The sequence below is a fragment of the Acetobacter malorum genome, assembly GCF_001580615.1.
GTDB classification, from domain to species: Bacteria; Pseudomonadota; Alphaproteobacteria; order Acetobacterales; family Acetobacteraceae; genus Acetobacter; species Acetobacter malorum.
Window position 1 is genome coordinate 64802 of record NZ_LHZC01000041.1, and the last position, 23721, is coordinate 88522.

The 23721-nt window shown below is 62.0% G+C and carries 17 protein-coding genes; 9 read left to right on the forward strand and 8 right to left on the reverse strand.

Annotated features, from left to right (window positions below; all coding sequences use genetic code 11):
* Window positions 1-196: 196 nt before the first annotated feature.
* The gene (locus AD930_RS04390) at window positions 197-1831 is read left to right on the forward strand and encodes an NAD-dependent malic enzyme (protein ID WP_061505270.1); all 1635 of its coding nucleotides are present in this window, start codon (window positions 197-199) and stop codon (window positions 1829-1831) included.
* 140 nt (window positions 1832-1971) lie between these two features.
* Here AD930_RS04390 and AD930_RS04395 read toward each other — a convergent pair whose 3' ends face one another.
* Window positions 1972-3933 (reverse strand): S9 family peptidase, encoded by a 1962-nt coding sequence (locus tag AD930_RS04395; protein WP_061505288.1) that lies wholly within the window; start codon window positions 3931-3933, stop codon window positions 1972-1974.
* Between the two features lie 269 nt (window positions 3934-4202).
* On the opposite strand from AD930_RS04395, the gene AD930_RS04400 reads away from it, so the two are divergent.
* Complete coding sequence (locus tag AD930_RS04400; protein WP_197056165.1) at window positions 4203-4787, forward strand: DedA family protein; 585 nt, start codon at window positions 4203-4205, stop codon at window positions 4785-4787.
* Window positions 4784-5734: an SDR family oxidoreductase gene (locus AD930_RS04405; RefSeq protein WP_061505271.1), complete on the forward strand. Its 951-nt coding sequence runs from the start codon at window positions 4784-4786 to the stop codon at window positions 5732-5734. The genes AD930_RS04400 and AD930_RS04405 overlap by 4 nt, the downstream gene beginning before the upstream one ends.
* A gap of 71 nt (window positions 5735-5805) precedes the next feature.
* Here AD930_RS04405 and AD930_RS04410 read toward each other — a convergent pair whose 3' ends face one another.
* Window positions 5806-8172: a helicase-related protein gene (locus tag AD930_RS04410; protein ID WP_061505272.1), complete on the reverse strand. Its 2367-nt coding sequence runs from the start codon at window positions 8170-8172 to the stop codon at window positions 5806-5808.
* A 298-nt stretch (window positions 8173-8470) separates the two neighbouring features.
* Here AD930_RS04410 and AD930_RS04415 point away from each other — a divergent pair, with 298 nt between their 5' ends.
* From AD930_RS04415 to AD930_RS04430, 4 genes are all read left to right on the forward strand, one after another.
* A complete protein-coding gene (locus AD930_RS04415) occupies window positions 8471-9328 on the forward strand; it encodes a ferredoxin--NADP reductase (protein ID WP_156102401.1) in 858 nt (285 codons plus the stop codon).
* Between the two features lie 32 nt (window positions 9329-9360).
* On the forward strand, window positions 9361-10758 hold the full coding sequence (gorA, locus tag AD930_RS04420; RefSeq protein ID WP_061505273.1) for a glutathione-disulfide reductase: 1398 nt from the start codon (window positions 9361-9363) through the stop codon (window positions 10756-10758).
* Between the two features lie 68 nt (window positions 10759-10826).
* Window positions 10827-12221: a dihydroorotase gene (locus AD930_RS04425; RefSeq protein ID WP_061505274.1), complete on the forward strand. Its 1395-nt coding sequence runs from the start codon at window positions 10827-10829 to the stop codon at window positions 12219-12221.
* A 3-nt stretch (window positions 12222-12224) separates the two neighbouring features.
* On the forward strand, window positions 12225-13511 hold the full coding sequence (locus AD930_RS04430; RefSeq protein WP_061505275.1) for an Hsp70 family protein: 1287 nt from the start codon (window positions 12225-12227) through the stop codon (window positions 13509-13511).
* A gap of 84 nt (window positions 13512-13595) precedes the next feature.
* Here the strand turns inward: AD930_RS04430 and AD930_RS04435 are convergent, their stop codons facing one another.
* The 3 genes from AD930_RS04435 to AD930_RS04445 are packed head-to-tail and all read right to left on the reverse strand — an operon-like array spanning window position 13596 to window position 17262.
* The gene (locus AD930_RS04435; RefSeq protein WP_043549216.1) at window positions 13596-14060 is read right to left on the reverse strand and encodes a hypothetical protein; all 465 of its coding nucleotides are present in this window, start codon (window positions 14058-14060) and stop codon (window positions 13596-13598) included.
* Between the two features lie 14 nt (window positions 14061-14074).
* Complete coding sequence (locus AD930_RS04440; RefSeq protein WP_061505276.1) at window positions 14075-15214, reverse strand: DegT/DnrJ/EryC1/StrS family aminotransferase; 1140 nt, start codon at window positions 15212-15214, stop codon at window positions 14075-14077.
* Window positions 15211-17262 carry a polysaccharide biosynthesis protein gene (locus AD930_RS04445; protein WP_082781694.1) on the reverse strand — a complete coding sequence of 684 codons (2052 nt, stop codon included), beginning with the start codon at window positions 17260-17262 and terminating at the stop codon, window positions 15211-15213. Before AD930_RS04445 ends, AD930_RS04440 begins: the two co-directional genes overlap by 4 nt.
* On the opposite strand from AD930_RS04445, the gene AD930_RS04450 reads away from it, so the two are divergent.
* Window positions 17256-18365 (forward strand): glycosyltransferase family 4 protein, encoded by a 1110-nt coding sequence (locus tag AD930_RS04450; protein WP_082781695.1) that lies wholly within the window; start codon window positions 17256-17258, stop codon window positions 18363-18365. The genes AD930_RS04445 and AD930_RS04450 overlap by 7 nt on opposite strands.
* 31 nt (window positions 18366-18396) lie before the next feature.
* On the opposite strand, the gene AD930_RS04455 is transcribed toward AD930_RS04450, so the two are convergent.
* The 3 genes from AD930_RS04455 to AD930_RS04465 all read right to left on the reverse strand — a co-directional run bounded on the left by AD930_RS04455 (window position 18397) and on the right by AD930_RS04465 (window position 21035).
* Window positions 18397-18846: a hypothetical protein gene (locus AD930_RS04455; protein ID WP_043549220.1), complete on the reverse strand. Its 450-nt coding sequence runs from the start codon at window positions 18844-18846 to the stop codon at window positions 18397-18399.
* Window positions 18847-19016: 170 nt separating this feature from the next.
* Window positions 19017-19430, reverse strand: a complete 414-nt coding sequence (locus AD930_RS04460) for a MarR family transcriptional regulator (protein ID WP_043549221.1) — start codon at window positions 19428-19430, stop codon at window positions 19017-19019.
* A gap of 159 nt (window positions 19431-19589) precedes the next feature.
* Entirely contained in the window at window positions 19590-21035 is a 1446-nt protein-coding gene (locus AD930_RS04465; protein WP_061505278.1) for a leucyl aminopeptidase family protein, read from the reverse strand.
* Window positions 21036-21141: 106 nt separating this feature from the next.
* Here AD930_RS04465 and AD930_RS04470 point away from each other — a divergent pair.
* Window positions 21142-23721 (forward strand): helicase-related protein (locus AD930_RS04470; protein ID WP_061505289.1); only part of this gene is annotated, 2580 nt, incomplete at its 3' end.

Consider the following 23721-nt stretch of genomic DNA (forward strand, 5'->3'; position numbering starts at 1 on the left):
CGGCTGCCGTGGAGGACGGAGCGGTGCTGGCAGATTTTATTAATTTTCTGCACCGAACATGGCTCCGTCTTGAAATTCTCAGACTTCCGGGCAAAAATTTTTGTTACTTTCACAATAAGAAGAGCACTGCCCGCATCTTTCTGCGATTTTCTGCAAGCGATGCGTTCTGACGTCTCACATGTATGAAAGGTTTATAATGCCAAAAGCTCCTATCCCTCATCTCCGGGGAATGTCCCTGCTGAATGACGCCAGTCAGAACAAGGGCACAGCCTTTACGGCTGAGGAGCGGCGGCAGTACGGGCTGGAAGGGCTTCTGCCTACGCATGTCGAAAGTCTGGACCGGCAGGTTGAGCGCATCCATCGGCATCTGGAAGCCAAGCCCAGTGACCTTGAGCGGTATATCTATCTGAGCGGCTTGCGGGACCAGAACGAGACCCTGTTTTACCGGGTTCTGATGTCCAATCCGGCCAAATACGTGCCCATTATTTATGCGCCGACACTGGCGGCCGTTTGCCAGCAGTTCAGCCATATCTACCGCCGCCCCCGTGGCATGTATATCAGCCTGGAGATGAAGGGCCGGATTGAAGAGGTGCTGCGCAACTGGCCGGTGGACGATGTGCGCGTAATTTGCGTGACGACGGGCGGCCGCATTCTGGGCCTCGGCGATATCGGCGTGAACGGGATGGGCATCCCCATCGGCAAGCTGCACCTCTACACGGCTTGCGGCGCTGTGCCGCCGGAACCGCTGCTGCCCATCCAGCTTGATATTGGCACGACCAACAGCGCCCTGCGGGCCGATCCGCTTTATCTGGGCCTGCGGCGTGAACCACCCTCACAGGAGGTGCTGGACGAATTTGTGGAAGAATTTGTGCAGGCCGTACAGACCGTCTTCCCGCGCTGCTGCCTGCATTTTGAGGACTGGAAAGGCACGGATGCCATCCGGTATCTGGAAAAATATTATCCGCGCGTCCGCTGCTATAATGATGACATTCAGGGCACAGCCGCTGTCACGCTGGCCGGGCTCATCACCGCCCTGCGCATCAAGAATGAACCGCTGACCGAACAGCGCGTGCTTTTCCTCGGCGCGGGCTCTTCCGGGCTGGGCATTGCCAACATGCTGGTGACCGCCATGCAGAAGGAAGGGATGCCCGAGGCAGAAGCCGTTTCCCGCATGACCCTGATGGATGTGGATGGTCTGCTGGAAAAATCCCGCACCGATCTTTCCCCGCAGCAGGCCCGTTACGCCAAGGACATGCCGCCCTCACGCGACCTGCTGGCCATGGTCAAAGCTGTGAAGCCGACCATTCTGATCGGGGTCTCCACCTGTGGTGGGGCCTTTACGCAGGAGGTTGTGGAAGAAATGGCTGCGCTGAACGAGCGGCCCATCATCTTCGCCCTCTCTCTGCCCGCCAAAAACGGGGAATGCACGGCAGAGCAGGCTTATACGTGGTCCGAAGGGCGGGCGCTGTTTGCCGCTGGCCTGCAATATCCGGAATTCACCCTGAACGACAAAACCTTCTATCCGGGTCAGGCCAATAACTTCTACATCTTCCCGGCTCTGGGTCTGGCTGTGTACGCCACCTGCCCGGATCTGATTACCGATGACATGGTGATCAAGGCCGCTAAGGCGCTGGCGGATCAGGTGGACCCGGCAGCACAGGAACGGGGCCGCCTGTTCCCGCCGCAGAGCGAGATTCTGGAAGTGTCCATCACCTCCGCAACGCGCATTGCGGAATTTATTTTCGATCAGGGTGCCGCCACGGTGGAACGCCCGCAGGATATCCGGGCGTGGATTGAAAGTCTGATCTACACCCCGCGCTACGAACACTAAGCCCGGCGCATACAAAAAGGCCGAATCGTCCACAGGGATGATTCGGCCTTTTTCTTTTTTCAGGGTTAACGTCAGCAGATCAGAAAACGTCTCACCCGTTTCACGCTTTGTATGATCACAAACGCGTATTCAGGCGGCTTTCAGGCTTCGAACCCGAACACGCGGCCGTAGAACGCCAGTTCTTCTTCCAGCGCCTTCCGAATTGTCACCTCCTGACGGAACCCATGCCCCTCACCGGGGAATTCATGCAGGGTGCAGGGGGAACCTGCCTCTTCCAATGCTCTGGCCATGGCATGCGCCTGACCGGGCGGCACCACCTTATCGTCAGACCCTTGCAGCAACAGCACCGCCGCCTTGATTTTATGCGCAACGGACAGCGGTGAGCGCGCCAGATAAACCGCTTCTGCCTCCGGCCAGGGGCCGATCAGCCCATCCAGATAACGCGCCTCGAATTTATGCGTCTCCTGCGCCAGCGCCCGCAGGTCTGTCACCCCATACAGGCTGACCCCGGCAGCGAACAAATTCGATTCGGCCAGCGCCACCAGCACCGTCATGCCCCCGGCGCTGGACCCGCGAATGGCAAGGCGCTTCGGGTCTACGCGGCCCGTGGCTACCATGTGACGGCAAGCCGCAATGCAGTCCGCCACATCCACGACACCCCATGCGCCATTCAGCCGCTCACGCCATGCACGCCCGAATCCGGTAGAACCGCCGTAATTGACGTCCAGCACCGCGAATCCGCGCGAGGTCCACCACTGCACCTTGAAAGAAAACCCTTCCTGCGCCCGCGCCGTGGGGCCGCCATGTACCTGCACAATCATGGGGGGCAACGTGCCCTTCGGCACACAGGCCCGACTGTTGGCGGGCGGATAGAACAGCGCGTGGCCCAGAACACCCTCCTGCCCCGGCACGGGGAAGCGGATGGTTTCAGCACGGGAAATATCGGCCGGAGCAAGGTCGAGCGTTGCGGCACGCTGCAATACCTGTTCCACCCCTTTGGTCATGCTGCCGACCACTACGGCTGGCAGCGCATCGTCAGGCACCTCCAGCCAGGCAAACCGACCATCAGCCAGCGGCACGGGGCACTGGTCCGGGTGGGCAGCAAATGCCAGAGCCTGTCCCTGCGCCGTCTGATGCAGGCAGGTTGTGCGGCCATCGCGCACCGCCAGCACCAGACAGCCGCCCTGCTGCAAAGGCTGATAGCTCCGCTGGCCAAACACCCATGCGGGCTGACCAATCTCGCCCTCAGGCATGGTGCAGAGCGTGAGCGCGGGTGCCCCCTGCCCAAACTGAACAGCCCACACGGTCCAGCAGCCGGACCGGTCGGAAATGGCCAGCAACTGACCGCCCTCAGTCCAGCGGGGTTCCAGCACCGATTCGCGTTGCTCTGCGCCTGCCAGAATCTGCTTGTTGTTCAGAGCAGTGATCCGCCCTTCCGCATCCCGCACCACGTCGGCCAGACACAGGCGCGTGGCATCCCACGGCATGTCCGGGTGCTGCCATTCCACCCACGCCATCCGCGTACCATCGGGTGAGACTGCGGGGGAGGACAGAAAATCCGGGCCGTTATACAGCACAACCTCTTCCGCCTGCGCGCCTGCTGTCGGGAGTTTCAGCGCGACCAGAGCGGCTTTGGCTTCACCCTTTGCGCGGTGATCTTCCCTTACGGCCAGAACAGTGCTGGCCGCCGGGTCAAACCGCAGGTCCGCATAGCGCAGCCCGTCTTCTCCGGCGATCTGCACAGGCTCCGCGCCCGGTTGCGCCACCAGCCAGACGGCCCCTGTCCGCTTATCCGAAAACGCAATACGCCCGGACCGCACGGCATAAGCGCCGCCACCATATTCATGCACGCGGGTCGCGACATCAAAATCTGTGGGGAGCGCCTCCGCCACCCCCTGCCCTTCGGCCCAGCGCATGAGAACAGAACGACCTTTTTCTGCCGGGCGGCGTTCCAGCCAGAACACTGCGTTGCCATCTGCGTTAACCTCAGAGAGCGAGAGCGTTTTCCCCGCCACCAGAGCCGCCGTCACACGGGATGGCCACGCACCGCAGGGCATGGGCACATCCGGCGTAGTGGAGGAGGAAAAAGGCAGATCAGACATATAAGGCTCTCCGGGAAACACATTTAAGGTCTATCAAACCGTAATTCCTGCAACAGATACAGGCGTCTGGCTGGAAAAGGGGACAAAACCCGAAACACGCTGAGGCTTGACAGCCTGCAACGGAAACTGTTCCTGCTGCCCCCTTTGACGCCTGCCCAGCCAGAAGTGGATTTTTTGTCCTGTTACACTCTCTCGAATCCATTTTTTCACTGCATTACCTGAACAGCCTGTTCTCCCATTACGGTTATGCCGTGATTGGGATTGTGGTCATGCTTGAAAGTATGGGGCTTCCGCTGCCTGCCGAGAGCCTGATCATCACCGGGGCGCTGTTCTGCGCCACCACGCATAAACTCCACATTAGTGGCGTGGTGATTGCCGCCGTCATTGGCGCAATCATGGGGGATAATTTTGGCTATCTGATTGGCCGGGCGCTGGGGCTGAAGCTGTTGCAGAAATACGGCCCCAAATTTGGCCTGACCCCCAACCGCCTGCTGCTGGGACGCTATGTGTTCCTTAAACACGGCGGCTCCGTTGTGTTCTTTGGCCGCTTTATTGCCGTGCTGCGCATGTTTGTCGCCCTGCTGGCAGGAGCGAACCATATGCCCTGGCATACGTTCCTGTGGCACAATGCGCTGGGCGGCATTTGCTGGGCAGGGGGCTACGCCATCTGCACCTATTTGCTGGGGAATGAAGTGTTACGGCTTTCCGGGCCGTTGGGAATTGTCTTCGGGGTTTGCGCCGCGACAATCATCATTGCTTCGTTCCTTTTCCTGAAACGCAATGAGAAACGTCTGACGGAGGAAGCCTTGGCTGCAGCAGAAAAAGATGAACGCCTGCGGATTATGCCCTCATGATCGGCAAGCATGAATGGTCTGTGACCAACCGCCAGCCCAGCCTGAAGGGCCGCGTGGCTCTGGTAACGGGTGGCAATAGCGGCCTTGGGTTTGAAGTCGCCTGTGGTCTGGCCACACGCGGCGCCCGCCTGCTGTTGCCGGTGCGCAGTGCGGCACGGGGTGAAGCCGCTCTGGCCGCCCTGCAGGCCCGCTGCCCCGGTGCCGAGGCTGAATTGCTGACCCTCAACCTTGCCTCACTGGACTCCATTGCGGCCTGTGCGGCTGAGGTCGCTACCCGCACCCGCTCACTGGATTTTCTGGTGAACAATGCGGGCGTGATGGCCCTTGCCCGCAGGCAGGAAACGGCTGACGGATTTGAGATGCAGTTTGGCACCAACCATCTGGGCCATTTTGCGCTGACCACCCGCCTGCGTCCCCTGCTGGAAGCGGCTTCCGGTGGTGGCACGGTGGTGACCGTCGCCAGTCTGGCAGCCTGTAAGGGCGCAATCCATTTTGATGATTTGCAGTCCCGCCGCCGTTACAGCCCCTTTGGCGCGTATCAGCAGAGCAAGCTGTCCAACCTGCTGTTTGCGCGGGAACTGGCCCGGCGTGCGGGGGAGAATGGCTGGAACATCCATTCCCGCGCAGCACACCCCGGCTGGTCTTCCACATCCATTATTGCCAATGGTCCGGCATCCAGCCTGCCCGGCGCTGTGGGGAAAGCGGAACAGGTGATTGGCACCGCGATCCTGCGCGTGATGGGGCAAACTGCAGCCCGTGGGGCAGAGCCACTGCTGTATGCGGCTCTCTCTCCGGCTGCGCGTGATGGAGACTATTATGGCCCGCAGGGCACAGCTGAACGACGCGGCCCACCCGGCCCGGCCAAAGTACCGCCCGCTGCACAGAAAATCAGCACGGCAGCGCGCCTGTGGGATGTGTCCGAACGCCTGACGGGCGTTGCCTGGTAACGTCCCGAACGTTCAGCATCCATACGGTTACAAAAAAGCCTCCCACGCCAGAAGCGGGGAGGCTTTTTTAGTTAGCCGCGCCTGCGGGAACTGCTGCCCGGTGAGGAACTGCGTGTGCGGCTCTGCTGCCGCAGCACGTTTTCAATCCACTCATTCAGGCGGCGTGTGGTTTCTTCTGCATCTTCCCGGTCCGGGTAGAATTCCGGGAAGCGCAGTGCGAGCCAGCGCCATGCGACCAGCCGCTTATGGCGTTTTTCCGCGCGTTCCAGTTCTTCGCGGCTGGCACGTTCACTCGGCGGCAGACGCCCGGTGCCCGGCGGCAGTACGCGGCGGCCTGCGGCATGATCCGCTGCCCAGCCCACCAGACGGCGGATGCCGTTATCCCGGTCATCCACCGGGCACATGGCGTAGGACCAGCGGGTGGTGAGGTCCAGCCCGTCCACGCCTTCCAGCGCGGACGCAATGGCGAAGGCCTGCTCCATATCCGCCAGACGGTAATTGGGGTCATCCTTGCGCAACACCGCGCGATGAATACGGGAGAGAACGCCATACAGGCTTTCCGACCCGATTTCCGCTGCAACCGCCTTCACGATATCCGCGTCTGGCTGCACGAAGGGGCGCAGGTCTTCCGGCATTTCCGGGTCCGCCTCAAGCTGTCGGCGGATGAAGGACGGGCTGCCCGCCCCCGCCAGCACGGACACGGTGCCCACTTCATGCTTGCCGTAGCGCCCGGCACGGCCACCAATCTGTTTGACCTCCTGCACTGTAAGATCTCGCGTCTGCTTGCCGTCAAACTTCTTGAGCGCCGCAAACACGACGCGCTTGATGGACAGGTTCAGACCCATACCAATGGCGTCGGTCGCAATCAGGATATCCGCAGCACCCGAGTTAAAGCGCTGCGCTTCCGCCCGGCGGACCTCCGGGCTCAGCGCCCCATAGACCACCGCAACCCGCCGCCCGTGCTGCATGAGCGCAGCGCGCAGGTCCAGCACCTCGCGCCGGGAGAACGCAATCAGCGCGTCACCGGCCTGAAGATCCTGCAACCGCACGGGCTGGGAGGCTGGTTTCAGCGGGCTTTTGCGCTCCAGAGAGATTTCATCCAGCGGGTCCCCGCACAGTTCGGCAATCCGCCGCACCATGGGAATACAGTCCGGCGCACCCAGCACATACAGGTGGCGGGCCGGAGCGCCCATGATCGCCGCTGTCCAGGCTGCACCACGGTCGGTATCGAAGAGCATCTGCGCTTCATCAATTACCGCGACATCGACCGGATTATAGAACGGGCACATCTCTACCGTGGCGGCCAGATGGCGGCTGCTGGGCACCAGAATGCGCTCTTCCCCGGTCGCAAGAGACGCTTCGACCCCGCGAGACGCCAGCGCCTCCCGGAATTCATGCGCCAGCAGGCGGAGGGGGGCGAGCGCCAACCCGCTATCGGCCTGCGCCAGCGCATTGAGCGCCGTGTAGGACTTGCCGCTGTTGGTCGGGCCGGTAACGAGGGTGATGCGCCGGTTCAGCGCCCTTGCGGTGCGGAAATGGGCTGCGTAACGGTCAAGAGCTGCCACGCGGGCAATGACGGAATTGGCCACCTTGCGGCCCATATCCGGGGCCTTGCCCCCTGCCCCGGCAACAGCCGGAGCGCCACCATTGCGCCATTCACCCAGTTTGCCGCGCAGGGCGATAAGTTCCGCCGGGTCAAACTCCCAGCGTTCCCTATCACCCGATTCGCGCACCTTTCGGGCCACGGGCAGACGATTTTCTGCAATCCAGCGCAGCGCTTCCTTATGGGAGCACCGCAGCAGGCGCGGCACCTCCTGAAATGGCACCAGACTTTCTTCCCACGTGCGCAGGCGCGATTCTTCCTGCTCGCGTTTTTCCCGCGCCGTGCGCTCAATGGTGCTGGCGGTTTTCTGCCGCTGGGCTTCCTCCCGGCGGGCGGTGTCCAGAAACGGGTCGCCCTCCGGCAGGTCAAACGCCAGCGCTATGGCCATCAGCAGCAGGTCGGTCTGGGCCGGGGAAAGCACACGCCCCGTATCGACCAGATCTGCCTGAACCGTCTCAAACACCGCCCGCGGATTGGTCCCGTAAGACCGCAGCCGGGCGCAGGAGACGGGGGCCAGAGCGCGTTCCAGCACGCGGTCATCCGCTTCCGGTTCTTCTATGTTTCCAACGGCTTCTTCAATTTCGTCGCGGGAAACCCAGATACGGCCGCTGCGCCGTGTGAGGTCCACAAGGCGGGAGACACGCTTCTTGCGCCGTGCGGTGCACAGAATAGTGCGGTAGGTTTCATCCTCAATATCCCGCGCGCCCGGCTCCAGAGCGCGGGCAATGCGGCGCAGAACGTCCTGCTCTTCCCGTGGTTCGATACTCAGGCCTGTGCGGGCTGAAACACGCACAAAGGCCTCACGGGCGGGGGATGCGAAAGTCTCTGATGTCATAGCGTATTCATGCGGCATCCGCGCGGGCGGAACAATGGCTGAAACGGCAATAAAACCGCACCTGTGCGCTGCCAGAAAGCGTCGCGTGATGAATTTGCACTGGCGTCCTGCCGTCTGGCCCCTTAGAAACGCGCCACGACCAGAAGCACGCCTCCGTGCCGTTCAAGAGTCCGCACCGGGACCACAGGCCGGCTACGGGGCATATCCTCTCGATCTGCTGCAAGCGGAGTATAAGCGGCCCATGTCTGAAACTATGTCTGAAACGTCAACCGGAACATTTTCCGACATTCTGCCGAAAATGACGGCCTCTGAAGTCCCGACAGGCCTCCTGCCGGTAGAAGGTGAGGACGGTGTCTGGCACCTTGCCCCCCCGACCAAGGAATACGGCAACCTGTATCCGGCCAAGGTGCTGACGGTGCATCACTGGACGGACCGTTTGTTCAGCTTCACCACCACGCGTGACCCCGGCCTGCGGTTTGAAAACGGCCAGTTCGCCATGATCGGCATTGAACTGAACGGCAAGCCCCTGCTGCGTGCCTATTCCATTGCCTCCCCCAACTATGCGGATGAGATGGAGTTCCTCTCCATTGCCGTGCCGGAAGGCCCGCTGACCTCCCGCCTGCGCCACGTTAAAGTGGGTGATACGGTTCTGATTGGCCGCAAGCCGACCGGCACGCTGCTGCTGGACAACCTGCGTCCGGGCCGGAACCTGTATTTCCTGTCCACCGGCACGGGTCTGGCACCGTTCATGAGCCTGATTAAAGACCCGGACTGCTATGAGCGGTTCGAGCACGTCATCCTCAGCCACACAGTGCGTATTTCCGGTGAGCTGGCTTATGCCAACCACATCCGCCATGAACTGCCGGAACACGAGTTTCTGGGCGAGGACGTCTCCGGTAAACTGCTCTACTACCCGGCCGTGACGCGTGAAGCCTTTGCTGTGACGGACCGCATTACCAAGCTGATCGAATCCGGCAAGATCTTCACGGATCTGAACATCCCGGAACTGGACCCCGAGCATGATCGTGTGATGATCTGCGGGTCACCGGAAATGCTGGCGGATACGGAAGCCCTGCTGCAGGCCCGCGGGTTTGATGAAGGCAACATGTCCAACCCCGGTTCTTACGTGGTGGAAAAGGCCTTCGCTGAACGCTGAGGGTCGTGAACTAAAAAAACGGAGCCTGCGCCATGACGCATGAATTTGATCTTCTTGTCATCGGAGCGGGCTCCGGCGGGGTGCGCTGTGCCCGTATTGCCGCGGGGCATGGCGCGCGCGTTGCCGTGGTGGAAAGTCGCCACTGGGGCGGCACCTGCGTCAATCTGGGCTGCGTGCCCAAAAAGCTCATGGTTCAGGCCAGTGAGTATGGCGATCTGGTGGATGACAGCCACGCTTTTGGCTGGTCCTCCACCCGTGGCACCCATGACTGGGCCACGCTGATTGCCGCCAAAGATAAAGAAATCACCCGCCTGAACGGCATTTACGTCTCCATGCTGGAGAAGGCAGGCATCACCCTGCTGACGGGCCATGCCCGCTTTGTAGATGCCCATACCGTGCGCGTTGAAGCCTCTCCGCTCGCCCCGGACGAAGCGCCGCGTACTGTTACGGCAAAAAACATCGTCATCGCCACCGGCTCCACGCCTCTGCGCCCGGATATTCCGGGGGCGGAGCTGGCCATTACGTCTGATGAAGCTTTCCATCTGCCCACCCGCCCGCAGCGCGTAGTGATTGTTGGCGGTGGGTATATCGGGCTGGAATTTGCCGGGATTTTTGCAGGCTTAGGCTCTCAGGTCGATCTGGTTTACCGGCAGGCGCTGCCGCTGCGCGGGTTTGATGAAGATATGCGCGCCGCCATGGCCGAGGCCATTACCGTGCGCGGCATCACCCAGCACCCGCGCTGTTCCTCCACCCGTGTGACCAAAAACGGTGAGACCTACACCGTCACGCTGAATAACGGGCATACGCTGGAGGCTGACTGCGTATTTTTCGCCACCGGCAGAAAACCCAAAATCGAAAAGCTGGGACTCGATAAAACCAGCATTGCCGTGGGGGAAGTCGGGCAGATCAAGGTGGATGCCAACAGCCAGACCACGGAACCCGGTGTCTATGCCATTGGTGACGTGACGGACCGCATTAACCTGACCCCCGTGGCTATTGCCGAAGGCCATAATCTGGCCGACCGCCTGTTTGGCAAAGCACCGCCGCGGGAATGGTCGTTCGACACCACGCCCAAAGCTGTCTTTTTCTCCCCGCCGCTGGCGTCTGTTGGCCTCTCGGAAACGGAAGCCGCGCATCATGGCGTGGTGGATATCTACTTCACGCGCTTCACGCCCATGCGCCACACGCTGAGTGGCCGCAAGGAGCGCAAAACGGTCATGAAGCTGGTTGTGCAGCAAAGCAGCCAGAAGGTGGTAGGCGCGCATATTCTGGGGGATGACGCCCCGGAAATGCTGCAAGGCGTGGCAGTCGCCGTCACGGCCGGTCTGACCAAACAGGATTTTGACCGCACCATCGGCATCCACCCCACCTCCGCCGAGGAACTGGTGACGATGCGCACCCGCACGCGGGAAACGCCTGCCGCGTCCTGACCCGGCTGCGCTCCGGCGTAGCCTTCCCCCGCTTTTCTTTTTCCAGCCGCCAGAACAGGAAAAACGCCATGTCCTCCTCCCCCACACCGTCTGGCCCCACGCCGGGCAGCGTTGCCGCTCACGCCCGCGGGTCTTACGATCTGGTTCTGAAAGGCGGCACCGTTGTGCTGCCGGACGCTACCGTGCAGACGGATGTCTATGTGCGGGACGGGCTGATTGCCGCCATTGGCGGGCAGGCTGACGCCGGGCGCACCGTGGATTGCACGGGGCTGACCATTCTGCCGGGCGTGATTGATACGCAGGTCCATTTCCGTGAGCCGGGTGCCGAGGCCAATGAAGACCTCGAAACCGGGAGCCGCGCTGCTGTGCTGGGTGGCGTGACGGGCGTGTTTGAAATGCCAAACACCCGACCGCCGACGTCCACGCCGGAAGCAGTGGCCCACAAGCTCTCCCGCGCAAAGCACCGCATGTGGTGTGACCACGCCTTTTACGTGGGTGCCACAGTGGACAATGCCGATGAGTGCGGTGAGCTGGAAAAGCTACCGGGCACGGCGGGCATTAAAGTGTTCATGGGCTCCTCCACCGGCAATCTGCTGATTTCAGAAGATGACATGCTGGAACGCGTCCTCCGCTCCGGCATGCGCCGCGTGGCCATTCATGCGGAAGACGAAACCCGGCTGAAGGAACGCACGGACTACCGCGTGGAAGGGGACCCGTCCTCCCACCCTGTCTGGCGTGATGATGAGACCGCCCTGCGCGCCACAACCCGCGCCCTGCATCTGGCCCGCAAGACCGGTCGGCGTGTGCATATCCTGCACATCACCACGCCGGCTGAACTGGAACTGATTTCCGCACACCGGGATATCGCCTCCTGCGAGCTGACGCCTCAGCATCTGACCCTGGCCGGGGAAGAAGCCTACCCCCGTCTGGGCACACTGGCGCAGATGAACCCGCCCATCCGCTCCGGCGCGCATCGGGATGGCCTGTGGCACTGGGTTGGGCAGGGCATGCCGGACATTATTGGCTCCGACCACGCGCCGCATGCGCTCTCCGCCAAGGAAAAGCCCTATCCGGCCTCTCCCTCCGGCATGCCGGGCGTGCAGACCCTGCTGCCGCTGATGCTGGACCACGTGGCCAATAACCGCCTGACCCTGCGCCGCCTTGTGGACATGACCTCCGCCGGGCCGCAGCGCCTGTTCGGGCTGGTGCGCAAGGGCCGCATTGCCGTGGGGTATGATGCCGATTTCTCCATTGTGGACCTCAAGTCCCGCTGGACCATGGAACAGAGCTGGATGGCCTCCCGCTGTGGCTGGTCTCCCTTTGCGGGCCAGACCGTCACGGGCCGCCCGGTGGGCACAATTATCCGTGGCAATCAGGTGATGTGGGAAGGCACGCTGGCCGATAAAGCGCTTGGCGAACCCCTGCGTTTTGATGCAACCGACAGACCGCAGGCTGCCCGCTGAAACATGACGACGACGCCTTCCAACAGCCTGAAAATTGGTCTTGATTTCGGCACCACCAACAGTGTGGTGGTGCTGGCTCACCCGGACGGACGGACTGAAACCGCCCGGTTTACCTTCCCCCACCACGGCGAATCCGACACATGCCGCACGCTGCTGTGCTTCTGGCATGATGAAGAACGCGGCCGCCTGAAGCTGCATGAGGCCATTGGTGCCGCGGCGGTGGATGCCTATCTGGAAGATCCTGCGGAAAGCCGCATGATTATGTCCATGAAGTCCTACCTCGCGCAGAAATCCTTCCGCGAGACGCAGATTTTCAGCCGCCGCATGACGCTGGAAATGTTGATTGCGCGCTTCCTCACACATCTGATGGAAGCCGTGAAAATTGACCCGGCCTCCGTGCAGGTCACCGTCGGGCGGCCTGTGCATTTTGCCGGAGACCGCGCGGACGATGCGCTGGGTGAGCAGCGCCTGCGTGAGAGCTTTACCGCAGCAGGCTTCGGCCCGATTGGTATTGCGTGGGAGCCGGAAGCCGCAGGCTGGCGGTTTGCCCAGCGGCTGGAAAAACCCACCACCATTCTGGTGGGCGACTTTGGCGGCGGCACCAGTGACTTCTCGGTCCTGCGGTTTGACCCGGCGACAGGCCGCGCTATGCCGCTGGGGCATTCCGGTGTGGGCATTGCGGGGGATCAGTTTGATTACCGCATTATCAACACCGTCATCGCCCCCCTGCTTGGGCGGGACAGCACGTACCGGATTATGGGCGGCCAGCCTCTGCCCGTGCCGATTGAATGGTACGCAAGTCTTGGCCACTGGCACCGTCTGGCGCTGATGCGCACGCCGCAGACCCTGCGGGATATTGAAGACGTCACCCGCACCGCAGCCGAGCCGGAAAAACTCCGCGCACTGCTTGATCTGGTGAATGACCAGCAGGGGCAGGCGCTCTACCGCGCCGTGGGGGCTGCCAAAAGCGCGCTCTCCTCCGCAGACAGCACGGTGCTGAAGTTCGAGCACAAGCGGCTGAAGGTAGAACGCACCATCACCCGGCAGGAGTTTGAAGAGTGGATTGCCCCGGACCTCGCCCTGTTTGGCGGTGCGGTGGATAAAGCGCTTGAAAACGCCAACCTTGCCGCGTCCGATATTGACCGCGTCTTCCTGACCGGTGGCACATCCTTTGTGCCCGCGGTGCGCAATCTGTTTATCAATCGTTTTGGGAAAGAGCGTGTGGACGCTGGCGGCGAGTTCGTCTCCGTCGCCGAAGGACTGGCTCTGATGTCAGGCCGCGCAGCCTGAGACCTCCCAGCTCATCCGGAGCCGGAAAAACCCGGAGTGTTTGAAGAAGGGCGCAGGAGACACTCTCCCGCGCCCTTTTCTGTTTTACGGAAATGCAGACCGTTTAAAAACGTGCAGGTCCACCAGCGCCCGCAGGGGAGCAAAGGCTTTATCGGAAAAGTTTTCCGTATAGACCTTGGAGCCATCCGGCGCTTCCACAAACACCGTATCGTTCCAGTCGGCAGCGCTAATGCCCGTCCAGAGCGTAAGCGCCAGCACATCCTTGCCGCTGGCGTCCTTCAGCATCAGGCGCGAATCGCCGGAAGACGGCGGTGTGCGGCCCAGCGGACCCCAGCCGCTTTTATGCTCGCTCAGCCAGTCATTCACGGATTTCACTTCTTCCGCGCTCAGCACCCGCTTGTGCCGCATCGGGCCAACCTCAATCTCGCCACTGGCGATTTGAGGGAACACCACCGGCTTGAAATTGGGCAGCGCCACCATCCAGATTAACGATGCCGTGCCAATCGTCAGCACCAGAAACCCGATAAGAAACGCGGTTTCCTTCCTCATTCCCCTAACTCTCCTTAACCGCGCACCGCCGCAATCACGCGGGCGACATCATCATCAGTCAGTTCCGGGTGAATGGGGAGTGCCAGAATACGCTGTGCCAGATCTTCCGACACCGGCAACGCTGTGCCGTCATGATGGTCCCGATAAGCCGGCTGCTTGTGCAGCGGCAGCGGATAATAAATAGCGGAGGGCACACCCCGTTCTTTCAGACGCGCCTGAAGCGGGGCGCGCTCTGCCGGGTCTTTCAGCAGAATAGCATAAATGGCCCATGCACTCTTGCTGTTCGGCACCCGCACAGGCGCCTGCACCACGTCCGCAAGCCCTGCATCATAGGCCTGCGCAATCGCGTCACGCCGGTCCAGCTCTTCCTTAAAGCCGTCCAGCTTGGCTAGCAGCACTGCCGCCTGCAACGTGTCCAGACGCCCGTTCATGCCTGTGCGCAGCACCTCATACCGTGTGCCGCCTTCCCCGTGGGTGCGGAGGGAGCGATAGAGTGCGGCGCGTTCCGGGTCATCCGTCAGAATAGCCCCGCCATCCCCGTAGCCGCCCAGCGGTTTGGAAGGGAAGAAGGACAGCGTGGTGGCTGTTGCCTCACGCCCCAGCGGTTTGCCGTCCAGATCCGCACCGAAGGACTGAGCGCAGTCCGCCAGCAGGAACAGGCCTTCCTCTTCCGCAATTTTGCGCAGCTCAGGCCAGGGCGCAGGCTGCCCAAACAGATCGACCCCCACAATAGCGCGGGCCGTCAGCTTGCCGGCGTCCTTCACGGCCCGAATACGGGCGCGCAGGTGGTCCGGGTCAATCTGGAAAGTCTTGGGGTCCACATCCACAAAAACCGGGGTCGCCCCCAGCACCAGCGGGACTTCCGCCGTGGCGGTATAGGTAAAAGCGGGCAGGAACACGGCGTCCCCCCGGCCAATCTCTTCGGCCATCATGACAATCTGCAACGCATCCGTGCCGGAGGAGACGCCGACGCACTCTTTCGCGCCACACCAGTCAGCCAGACGCTGTTCCAGTTCGGCCACTTCCGGCCCCATCACAAAGCGGCAATGGTCCAGCACCGCATCCACGCGGGCGCGCAGGGCCGGGCCCAGACGCTTCTGCTGTGCAGGAAGATCAAGAAACGCAATCGGTTTGTCTGCTGTCTTATCGGTCATGATGCCACCTGTTTCCTGCTGCCGTCCGGCCCTTTGTCCGGGCCTCTGGTCTGTATCGCCCCGGAGCGTGCTGCGGCCATTCCCGCTCTCTCTGCGGCACCTGGCGGTGCAACAGACCGCACTTCTCCTGTGGGGTTATGATCGAATTCCGGCACCAGCAATGACAGAATGCGCAGGGCTGCCTTCACCTCCCCTTTGCGCGCACAGGCTGCAATCTGGTCTACCGCCTGCGTCACGTCCGTCAGGTCCACCACGCGTGGGGTGGCCATCAGCAGGCCCGGCGCATCAGTCGGCACCGGGGCTTCTCGTCCGTGAAACAGTTCTTCATAGAGTTTTTCGCCCGGACGCAGGCCGGTAAAGCGGATGCCCACATCCTCTTCCGGGCGCAGGCCGGCAAGGCGGATCATCTGGCGGGCGAGGTCCACAATTTTCACCGGCTCGCCCATATCCAGCACAAAAATCCCGCCATCCCGCAGCAGGGCATCCGTGCCGGAACCATCCACACCGCAGGTGCCCCGCACACTGGCCTGCAGGACCAGCCCGACCGCTTCCGGCACGGTCATGAAATACCGGCGCATCTCCGGGTGTGTGACCGTCAGCGGGCCGCCTCGCTCAAGCTGCCGCCGGAACAGCGGCACAACCGAGCCGGTGGAACCCAGCACATTGCCAAACCGCACGGTAATGCAGCGCATGGCGTTGGGATTGCCAGAGGTGCGGGCCTTGATATCCAGCGCCTGACAATACATCTCCGCAGCCCGTTTGGCGGCCCCCATCAGGCTGGAGGGGTTCACGGCCTTGTCGGTCGAGATCACCACCATGGCCCGCGCGCCGTTACGGGCGGCGGCATCGGCCACCACGCGGGTGCCGTGCACGTTGGTCAGCAGACCTTCAGCCGGGTTGGCTTCCACAATCGGCACATGCTTGAGGGCGGCGGCATGGAACACCAGTTCCGGCCGGAACCGCGCCATCACCTCTTCAATCCGGGATTCATCCCGCACGTCCGCGACCACAACCTCTCGCGGGACATGGGGTGCCCACTCGGCGAGTTCGGTTTCAATCTGCCAGAGTTCAAACTCACCGTGGTCCAGCAGGATCAGCCGGTCCGGCTCCAGCATGGCAATCTGCCGCACGAGTTCGGAGCCAATGCTGCCACCAGCACCCGTCACCAGAACCGTTTTGTGGCCAACAAGGCGCTCCATCCCGGCGCGGTCCAGCGGCACCTGCGGGCGGTTGAGCAGATCTTCAATCGGCACGGGCCGCAGTTCTACGCGCTCCGCCGGGGTCAGGTCCGTCAGGTCCGGGGTCCGCAGCACAGAAATGCCATGTGCCGCCCCGGCATCCAGCACTTTTGTCAGCGCCGCCCCACGGAAAGACGGGTTCGTCACCACCAGCGACTCGGGGAGCGTCCCGGCTTTTTCCAGCCGGTCCAGTATTGTCTCAATATCGTTCACATGGCCAAGGATGGGCACATTATGCAGCCTGCGGCCCGCCTGATGCGTGCCGAGTGCCACCATCCCCACCACACGGATGCCTGCCGCCGGGTTACGCTCCAAAGCGCGCAGGTAAAGGTCTGCCTCCGTATCTACCCCAACCAGCACCACCCGCCTCTGGTCCGCCTTACGAGCCGCCAGACGATGCGCCAGCCGGTAGCCAATACGCAGGCCGCCCAGCATGATGAGCAGCACGAGCGCGTAGATAATGGGAAAGGTCGGACTGGGCAGCCGGAAGCCGGCCCACACCAGCCCGACAGAAAAGAGAACCGAACTCGCCACTGAGGCACCAGCAATACCCAGCAGGTCCGACACACCGGAAAACCGCCAGTATTGCTGCGGCATTCTGAAAGGCAGGCCACTGACGACCAGCGTAATCGCCCCGCTGGCCAGAAACCATAGCGGGTGCAAAAGCCCATCCTGCGGTGCGGCCAGCCACCGCGCAAACGGCGCAGCCAGAGCCGCCAGCATCCCGTCCAGCAGGATGTTGACCATGATTCTGTTGAGCGGGCGCAGCCGGGGGCTACGGTGCAGAGACTCAGAGCGTTGCAGTGCCATTACCTTGCACCTATAGCCTAGCACCTGCCATCCTAGAAGCAGCACAACCAGACGAGACCATGTCCACCGTCCCTTCTTCTCTTTTTCTGGCGGTTTTCTGCCTGTTCAGCGCAGTATTTTTCACCAGTTTTCTGGTGAGAATGATGATCCGCGTGGCCGTTCTGGACCATCCGGGCCACAGAAGCGCGCATGAAGCCCCGACGCCCAAGGGCGGCGGTGTGGGCGTGATGGCCACATTTTTTGTGCTGTTTCCCATTCTGCAAGGGATAACAGGCCAGCCGATCCTGAGCGCGCCTGTGTTGCTGACAGCCCTCGCCACAGCGCTGCTGGCGGCCGTGTCTTGGCTGGATGACCTGTATCAGTGGCCGCCATCCATCAAATTTGCGGCTCAGTGTCTGGCGGCTGTTCTGGTGGTTGCGGGCGGCACCAGCCTGCCGCTGCCCCCGGCATGGGGTGGCGCGGTGGCGGGAGCGGTGCTCTCCGTGCTCTGGCTGGTGTTCATCACCAACGCCATCAACTTCATGGATGGGCTGAACGGGCTGATTTCCGGGTCTCTGGCCGTCGGATGTGGCATCCTCGCGCTGCTCGGCCCCGCCTTTGGCGTGCCGGACCTGTTCTGGCCTGCGCTGCTGCTGTGCGCCTGCCTGTGCGGCTTTCTGCCGTTCAATTATCCGAAGGCCCGTATTTTTCTGGGGGATGTAGGGAGCCAGAGCTGCGGGCTGCTGGCCGGAGCGGCGGCCCTGCATGTAGCCCACGCAACGCACCAGCCGTCGGGCTGGGTGCTGGGGCCGTGCCTGCTTTTTCCGCTGATTTATGATGTGCTGTTCACGCTCGTCCGCCGCAAACTGGCTGGACATTCTCTGGTGCAGGCGCATCGCGGGCACCTGTATCAGGTGTTCCACCGGAGCGGCATTAATCCTGCACTCATCACACTGGTAGAATGGGGGTTTGTGGTCTGGGGAGCCGGGGTCGCCTGCTGGGTTGCGCCCATGGCTTTTGTCCCCGGCTTTGCCAGTGCGCTGGGGCTGCTTCTGGCGCCCCAGCTCCTCTGGACAGGTCTGGCCGGCCTGCAAACACGCCGCCACCAGGTTGGGCCCTGGTAAGCGGCGCGTTTTTCAGACGTCAGTCTGGCGCTTATTTCTCCAGAGTCAGCGTCAGACCCTGAGCAGAACCGGCAAGACGTGCGCCTTTAGTGGCCGTCTCAATTTTAATACGCACGCCGTTCTTATTTTCCAGAACCAGCCCACCCAAGCCGCTGCCTAGTGTGGCTTCCCCGTGGGCTGCGCCGTAGGTGCCATCAAAATCCTGCACACGATGCAGGTTGTAGACGGTGCCCTTGCCTTCAATTTTGGAAAAACCAACAGCCGCAATGGTCCCGCCGGTCACGGAGAACTTGTAGCTATGGCCGCCATAGGTCAGCCTGCCATCGCCCCATGTATAGCCCAGCCCCACATCGGCAGATTTTGCGCTGATTGTGATTGTACCGGTGGGAGAACCCATCGCATCAGCCGCGTGTGCCGCAGGCATCATGCTGACGGAAGAAAAAGCCAGTGCCGCTACAGCGGCAACAGAAGCAAACCGCATTGGAACGTTCCTTATCTCTTTATGTCTCTTCCCAAATCCTTCTGCGGCAGAAAACCGGAGGCGATTGGAAAGCGCTGAGAAAAAAACGCCCGATACAGATAAAAGTTTCTCAGAACAGGCCTGTCCGTCGTTTCCGTAAAAAAGAATCGACGGACAGGCGCTGAAAGCCTTCAGGCTGCCGCAACGCGACGCAGCGTGGCGCGACGCACAGGCTTGTCTTCCTGACGCACCTTTTTGGCTTCCTCATCAGCCGCTTCACCCATGATGGAGCGGATTTCCTTCAGGTAGGCAGCCCCTTTGGGCGTGCGCTGCACCAGAACGGAGCGGCGGTCCAGCGGGTCAACCTTACGGCGGGCCAGATCCAGTTCACCCAGACGGTCAAGCGCGCGGGTAATGGCGGGCTTGGAAACGTTCAGGCTGGAGGCCAGACCGCGCACGGTGTGACCAGACTCATCAAGATAGCAGGTCAGGAAAACCGCAAGCTGTCTTGCAGAGAGGTCAGGGCCTTCGCCACGCACCAGCGAGACGACGGTATCGCGAAGAGTTTTAACCAGCTCTTCGGCTTTGGCGGCAGTCTGGGCCATCAGATTCTAGTCCTTTCCAAAGGTCCGATCACTGCCCTTGCGGCCAGCTTTCGGCTTTTTCATTTTTACTTCCGGCATACTTGGTGAGGTCTATATAGGAGCCGGTGTACATGTTTAAAACCTGTACTCTAAAAATAGTTCCAAGAATGTGACATTTCTTTACGACATCGCGCCGGGTTTTGTCTCAAAAATTTTACACACCGCATCGAAAAGTGCGCGAATCCCAGGAGAATCCCCGCCCTCAGGCCGTCCGGGCCTGCCGCTATCATTCCATGCATAGCTGTCGATATGCGCCCACCGCTGGCCAGCATTTACAAAACGCTCAAGAAACAGTCCCGCTGTTACTGCCCCGGCCATAGGTCTGGAGGAAATATTGTTAAGGTCTGCCACCGGGCTTTTCAGCCATCCGGCGTAACCCTGCCATAAAGGCAGCCGCCAGAGCGGGTCAGCCTGACGCTGGCCTGCGGCCAGAATGGACTGCGCCACGCCCTCATCATTGGTGAACAGGGCAGGCAGATCCGGCCCCAGCGCCACGCGGGCAGCACCGGTCAGGGTGGCAATGTCCATCAGCAGGTCCGGCGTATGTTCACCGGCTTCGCTCAGCAGGTCACACAGCACCAGCCGGCCTTCTGCATCCGTGTTGCCAATTTCCACCGTCAGGCCTGCGCGGCTCTTCACCACATCCAATGGCCGCATGGCATGGCCGGATACGCTGTTTTCTACACAGCCCAGACGCACTTCCAGCCGCACCGGCAGGTCCTGCGTCATGATTAGCCGGGCCAGCGCCAACACACTCGCGGCGCCGCCCATGTCTTTCTTCATCCGCAGCATGCCGGCAGACGGCTTGAGGTCATACCCGCCGGAATCAAAGCACACGCCTTTTCCGACAAGAGACAACAGCGGCGCGGATTTCCCGGCCTTGCTCCCTTTCCACCGTGCAAGCGCCACACGCGGCCCACGGTCGGACCCGTTGCCCACATGCGCCAGCAGCGGATAGGCCTTGTCCAGCGCCGCACCCTTGATGATCTCAACGTCCGCGCCAAACGGTGTCAGCGCCTCACGTGCAGCCTTTGCAAGCTCAGACGGCCCCAGCAGATTAGCAGGCGTGTTGATGAGATCCCGCGCCAGCCAGACAGAGCGCGCCGTCTCAACAGCCATCCCTTTCTGCTCAGCAGCGGTCACCACCAGACGCGGTCCCTCATGCTTTGCGGCCTTCCCGGCAGATTTCAGGGAAAACTGATAAGCCCCCAGACAGAAGCCCAGAACCACATCATCCCGCGCAATATCGGCAGGCACTGTGACGTCCCAGTCTCCGCCCGGCAGATCCTGCGCCAGAGCGCCAAACAGATACGGGTCACGCTGTCCTTTTTCCGGCACGCCAAACAGCCCTATCGGTGCCCCGCTGGCATCGGGCACCAGCACCAGCTGGCCCGGCTTACCGGTAAAGCCACAAGCCTGTGCAAAAGCGGCCTCTTCTGCCCCCAGCAGAGCAGCAAGAGCCTTCGGGTCAGCCCCACGCACGCCCAGCACGGTGCGGGCGGCTTTCTCCCCTGCCTTACGGCGGCTACGGGATACGACGAGACAGTCTGGTTCACGAACGGACATGGACAGTTCCTCCTTACTCAAACCTGCGCCGGGAGCCCCTGCGGCGCAATGCCCCCGCAGAAGGGAACGGGTTGCTTTTGAACGCATACCAGCGGACCATGGCAGGATGATGGATACCCCAAGCCGCCAGGCCAGCCGCCTGAGGCCCCCCGCCAGTACTGAGGATGCTCCGGTTCGCGCTGTACTGGGGCCGACCAACACCGGCAAGACCCATCTGGCGCTGGAGCGGATGCTGGCGCATTCCTCCGGGATTATGGGTTTTCCGCTCCGCCTGCTGGCGCGCGAAAATTATGAGCGGATGGTGCGGCTGAAAGGCGTGCGCGCCGTGGGGCTGATTACGGGGGAAGAAAAAATCATCCCCTCAGGGGCCCGCTGGTTTTCCTGCACGGTGGAAGCCATGCCGATGGACCGGCCAGTAGACTTTATCGCGGTGGATGAAATCCAGCTCTGTGCGGACCCGGAACGCGGCCATGTGTTTACGGACCGCCTGCTGAACGCCCGCGGGCAGGCCGAAACCCTGTTTCTGGGTGCAGAGACCATCGCGCCACTGCTCCGCACGCTCATCCGGGGCATTGAGATTGAGGCCCGGCCGCGCCTGTCAGAGCTGAGCTATACCGGCTTTACGCGCCTCTCCCGTCTGCCGCCCCGCTCCGCCATTGTCGCCTTTTCTGCCGGGGATGTGTACGCCATTGCCGAGGCCATCCGGCGCAGGCGTGGCGGCTGTGCGGTCGTTATGGGCCAGCTCTCCCCCCGCACGCGCAATGCGCAGGTGGAACTCTACCAGAAGCGGGAAGTGGATTACCTTGTGGCCACGGATGCCATTGGCATGGGCCTGAACATGGATATCCAGCATGTCGCCTTTGCCGGGCTATACAAGTTTGATGGCTCCCGCCGCCGGATGCTGGCCCCTGCGGAAGTTGCCCAGATTGCCGGACGCGCCGGACGCGGCGCGCAGGATGGCACGTTTGGCACAACTGGCGATTGCCCACCCCTACCGGAAAATATTGCCGAGGCCGTGGAAAACCATCAGTTCGAGGCGCTCCACCATCTCTACTGGCGCAACAGTGCGCTGGATTATTCTTCCCCGCGCGCCCTGTATGCCAGCCTGTGCCAGAAGCCACCTTATGCCGGCCTGCGGGCGGCGGAACCGGCGTCAGACATCATCGTGCTCAGCGCGTTGATGCGGGACACCGCCATCCAGAGCCTGACCAAAGAGCCGGGCCGCACCCGCCTTTTGTGGGAAGTCTGCCAGATTCCGGATTTCCGCAAGCTGGGGGAGGACAGTCACATTCGCCAGTGCGCCCAGATTTTCACGGTATTGGTGAAGGAAGGCCATCTGCCCTCAAGCTGGCTGGAACCCCGGCTGGCCAATCTGGAACGCACAGAGGGCGATATTGACGCCCTGATGCAGCGGCTGATGGGCATCCGTATCTGGGCCTACGTCTCCACCCGCTCGGACTGGGTGGAAAACCCACAGCTCTGGCGCAGCCGCACCCGCACGATTGAAGACACCCTTTCCGACCTGCTGCACGAACGGCTGGCCGCCCGCTTTGTGGACAAACGCGCCACCAGTCTGGCCCGCAGGCTGGAGGAAGCTGACAGCAAACCCCTTCTTTCCGCCATTACCCGCACCGGGGAAGTCAGCGTGGAAGGCCATGCTGTTGGCCATATGCAGGGCTTTGCTTTTATCCCCGATCAGGAAGCCGCCCGGTCCGACCAGCCCTTGCTGATGCGCGCCGCCCGTCGGGCCGCCCGGAGCGAGATCCCGCGCCGTGTGACGCAATTCCTGCAAACACCGGATGAAAGCCTGACGCTGGACCCGGCCACCGGCACGCTGCTGTGGTTTGGCGATACCATCGGGCATCTGCAAAAAGGCCAAGAACTGCTGCGGCCCGCCGTGCACGTGACTACAGCGGAGTTTCTGGAGCCGTCCCACCGCGAACGGATCCGCATGCGGCTGACAGCCTTTGTCGAGTCCACCCTGCATAGCACACTCGCTCCCCTCTTCCGGGCGGCCCATGCTGTGGCGGATAAACCCACCCTGCGCGGACTAGTGCACGGCCTGACAGAACAGGGCGGCGTGATGACGCTCCCCGCTAACAGCAACCTCAACAAAAAAGACAGCCATTTCCTGCACAAGCTGGGCCTGCGTCTGGGGGATGGACTCCTGTTCTGCCCGCAGCTTCTCCGCCCGCGCCCCATGACGCTCCGGGCCTTGCTGGTGCAACTCCATACGGGCCAGCCCGTGCCACCGCTCCCTAAGCCGGGTGCGGTCTCTCGCCGTCTGCCGCCAGACACCAAACTCTCCGCGCAGGAGCGCGCCGTGCTGCTACAAATTGGCTGGCACTCGGCGGCTGACTTCCTGATACGGCTTGATATTGCACAGGAAACGCAGAAAACCCTGTCCGAGCTTGCCTCCCGCTCCGGCGGCTGCCCGCTTCAGCCCGGCATGGCGTCCCGTCTGGGTGTGCCAGCAGCAGACCTGCCGCTGGTGCTGACGGATCTGGGGTTAAGGGTGCAAAAAGCGTCCGTTCTGAGCAAAAAACAGTTCGGGCCGGCCACCCCCACCCTGCTTTTACCGCCCCGCCCCACGGCCCCTGAGCGCAAAGGCCGCAAAAACAGCCCCCGGGCACGCAGGCAGATCATGCAGGACAATACAGGACCGTTTGCCGCCCTCGCGGTGTTG

Bases quoted from the DNA above. Each gene is read 5' to 3' on its own strand.
- AD930_RS04390 (WP_061505270.1), top strand. From the start codon at position 197: ATGCCAAAAGCTCCTATCCCTCATCTCCGGGGAATGTCCCTGCTGAAT.
- AD930_RS04395 (WP_061505288.1), bottom strand. From the start codon at position 3,933: ATGTCTGATCTGCCTTTTTCCTCCTCCACTACGCCGGATGTGCCCATG.
- AD930_RS04400 (WP_197056165.1), top strand. From the start codon at position 4,203: ATGCTTGAAAGTATGGGGCTTCCGCTGCCTGCCGAGAGCCTGATCATC.
- AD930_RS04405 (WP_061505271.1), top strand. From the start codon at position 4,784: ATGATCGGCAAGCATGAATGGTCTGTGACCAACCGCCAGCCCAGCCTG.
- AD930_RS04410 (WP_061505272.1), bottom strand. From the start codon at position 8,172: ATGACATCAGAGACTTTCGCATCCCCCGCCCGTGAGGCCTTTGTGCGT.
- AD930_RS04415 (WP_156102401.1), top strand. From the start codon at position 8,471: ATGACGGCCTCTGAAGTCCCGACAGGCCTCCTGCCGGTAGAAGGTGAG.
- gorA (WP_061505273.1), top strand. From the start codon at position 9,361: ATGACGCATGAATTTGATCTTCTTGTCATCGGAGCGGGCTCCGGCGGG.
- AD930_RS04425 (WP_061505274.1), top strand. From the start codon at position 10,827: ATGTCCTCCTCCCCCACACCGTCTGGCCCCACGCCGGGCAGCGTTGCC.
- AD930_RS04430 (WP_061505275.1), top strand. From the start codon at position 12,225: ATGACGACGACGCCTTCCAACAGCCTGAAAATTGGTCTTGATTTCGGC.
- AD930_RS04435 (WP_043549216.1), bottom strand. From the start codon at position 14,060: ATGAGGAAGGAAACCGCGTTTCTTATCGGGTTTCTGGTGCTGACGATT.
- AD930_RS04440 (WP_061505276.1), bottom strand. From the start codon at position 15,214: ATGACCGATAAGACAGCAGACAAACCGATTGCGTTTCTTGATCTTCCT.
- AD930_RS04445 (WP_082781694.1), bottom strand. From the start codon at position 17,262: ATGGCACTGCAACGCTCTGAGTCTCTGCACCGTAGCCCCCGGCTGCGC.
- AD930_RS04455 (WP_043549220.1), bottom strand. From the start codon at position 18,846: ATGCGGTTTGCTTCTGTTGCCGCTGTAGCGGCACTGGCTTTTTCTTCC.
- AD930_RS04460 (WP_043549221.1), bottom strand. From the start codon at position 19,430: ATGGCCCAGACTGCCGCCAAAGCCGAAGAGCTGGTTAAAACTCTTCGC.
- AD930_RS04465 (WP_061505278.1), bottom strand. From the start codon at position 21,035: ATGTCCGTTCGTGAACCAGACTGTCTCGTCGTATCCCGTAGCCGCCGT.